The organism is Candidatus Marinimicrobia bacterium CG08_land_8_20_14_0_20_45_22 (assembly GCA_002774355.1).
Classification (GTDB): domain Bacteria; phylum Fidelibacterota; class UBA2242; order UBA2242; family UBA2242; genus 0-14-0-20-45-22.
The window spans coordinates 1-2,075 of record PEYN01000031.1; the positions used below are offsets into that span (position 1 = coordinate 1).

Annotated in this window: 2 protein-coding genes; both read right to left on the minus strand. The window is 48.3% G+C overall.

What is annotated here, in order from left to right:
- Positions 1-1,188 (minus strand): hypothetical protein (locus tag COT43_02230; GenBank protein ID PIS30190.1); only part of this gene is annotated, 1,188 nt, incomplete at its 3' end.
- Positions 1,172-2,071 (minus strand): hypothetical protein, encoded by a 900-nt coding sequence (locus COT43_02235; GenBank protein ID PIS30191.1) that lies wholly within the window; start codon positions 2,069-2,071, stop codon positions 1,172-1,174. The genes COT43_02235 and COT43_02230, both read right to left, overlap by 17 nt.
- Between the last annotated feature and the right edge of the window lie 4 nt (positions 2,072-2,075).

Sequence of the window (2,075 nt, forward strand, 5' to 3'; positions counted from 1 at the left end):
GTAGAGTCCGTAATTCAGACGTGGATACATTGTAATGAATGTCGAGAACGAACCGTCATTGTTGACAACGGCGTCCCGATCTTTCAACGAGACAAAACCCGCGCCCAGCAAATTCTTCCACTCCATCTCGAGCGCGGCGCCGCGAAGTCCGTATTCCGTGGTTCGGGAAATGTCGCCGCTGATTCCGTTGACGCGTTTTCGGAAGCCGTAACCGGTTTTTCTCGGCATGAAAAAGTCCGTCGATTCCATCGTTAGACCTTGTCCGAAGGAAGCCGCATAATCGCCGACGATGATCTGATTCAGCCGAATGCCAAACAGGGATTTATTCCGAATTTCAAAGAAAGATTTGATCTCCGGAAGATCGGCTTTAGTCCAACTTTTCTCTATTGTCGGTTCGCCGAGATTCCGCATCGTCGAAATTTCAAACTTCAGGTCGTTTCCCCAGTGAAGCCGGAGTTTATGATAAGAATCCAGCGGAACGTTTCGGGATTTGAATTCGAGAAAAGAAGTCGCATCGTCGCTCGGCGTCTGGCTGAGAGTAATGTTCTTGATGACGGTCGTGTAACTTCCACCCAATCGTTCTTTTGTTGCGGGTTCGTCGTAACTGATGAAATCTTCCAAGCCCGAAAACCCGAAATAGGACAGATTGTCTGTGTTCCGAAGATCGTTACGATTCTTGATTCCACCCAGTTTTTGACGATTAATGACGGCGACGGCATCAACAGGCGAGACTCCGGAGAGATTCAGCAAATCAAACATCCCGATTACGTTTATGTTCACAGGATTTGACAGTCGGTCAATCCATTCGTCCACGTAACTTTCGCTCGCGCCTTCGTTGGAAATCCACCGCTCGACCTTGTAATAATTGTCTTCGATCCGTTTTCCGCTCTCTTCGAGAATCGTCGGTGAGATGCGCACAAGCGGTTTGATCTTGCTGAAAGTATCAAAGTCAATGCTTTCGATTTTCAGCAGATCGTACACACTTTGAAAATTGCCGACGTACAGGCGGTAATCGATCAAGTCATTGAGTTGCGTTGGCGTCATAGGCAATTGATTCAATTCCTGCTCGCTTGCGTTGTTTAAATCGATGAGCGCTATCGCCGAATCCTGCGCGCGGATATTTCCGGCGAATGACGCCAAAAACGTCAGGATTAACGAATATGAAAAAAGTCTATTTCTTGAAATCATAGCATAAACTGAATTGATGCGTTTCCGGTAAAATCGGATGACTTACAAAAGCGTAATCGACGCCGATCCCAAATTTCCGAATCCCAAAACCGAGAGCGATCCGGTTCGGCGCCGTATTCACGCCGGTTCGAAGGATCAGCCAATCTGCAATATGGTAATCGATCCCTCCGCGATATTGCGTCGGATGATTCCCGAAAGGTTGTTCGATGACAAAACCCGTGGTCATCCCTTCGTATGGTTCATATCCAAAACCGACTGAAATCGACCGCGGCAGATTTGACGACGAGAGCGAACTTCCCATTTCCGGGCTGTTGACATTTTTTGCCATCAGTGCGAGCCAAGTTCGTTCATGCAGACTCGCCTGAATGCCGACATCTACGCCGAATCCGACACCGGAACCGAGATTGACGCCGTCGCTTCCATCACCGGAACTGCCCGCTGATTTCCCGTAATCCAGATAATACAAATTCAACGAATAGCCGAATGCCAGTGATGAATTGATGTCTCGCTGAACGAAAAATGCATGTGATAACCGGAAGGCGTTTTCCGACGACAATTTTTCACCGGAATATTCCGTTGAAGTCCCACTGTAAGTCAGTGCGACCGTTCCGAATTTTCCCCCGAATGGAACTGCCAATCCGGCAGTTTGATTTGAGAAAAACGACATTCCGTACGGTCTGAAAAATGAAGTTACGACCTGAATCGACTCGACGCGGCTCAGCCCTGCCGGATTGATGAACGAGGCCCATACATCCTGAACGGTTGCGATGGAAGAGGCTCCCGAACCGCTGACCGGCGCAGAAACTTCGGGAAAATCGGTAAAAACCTGCGCATTCAACGTCGTCGCTAAAAGTAAAATAATGAGGCTATTGATCCGTTTCATTTGA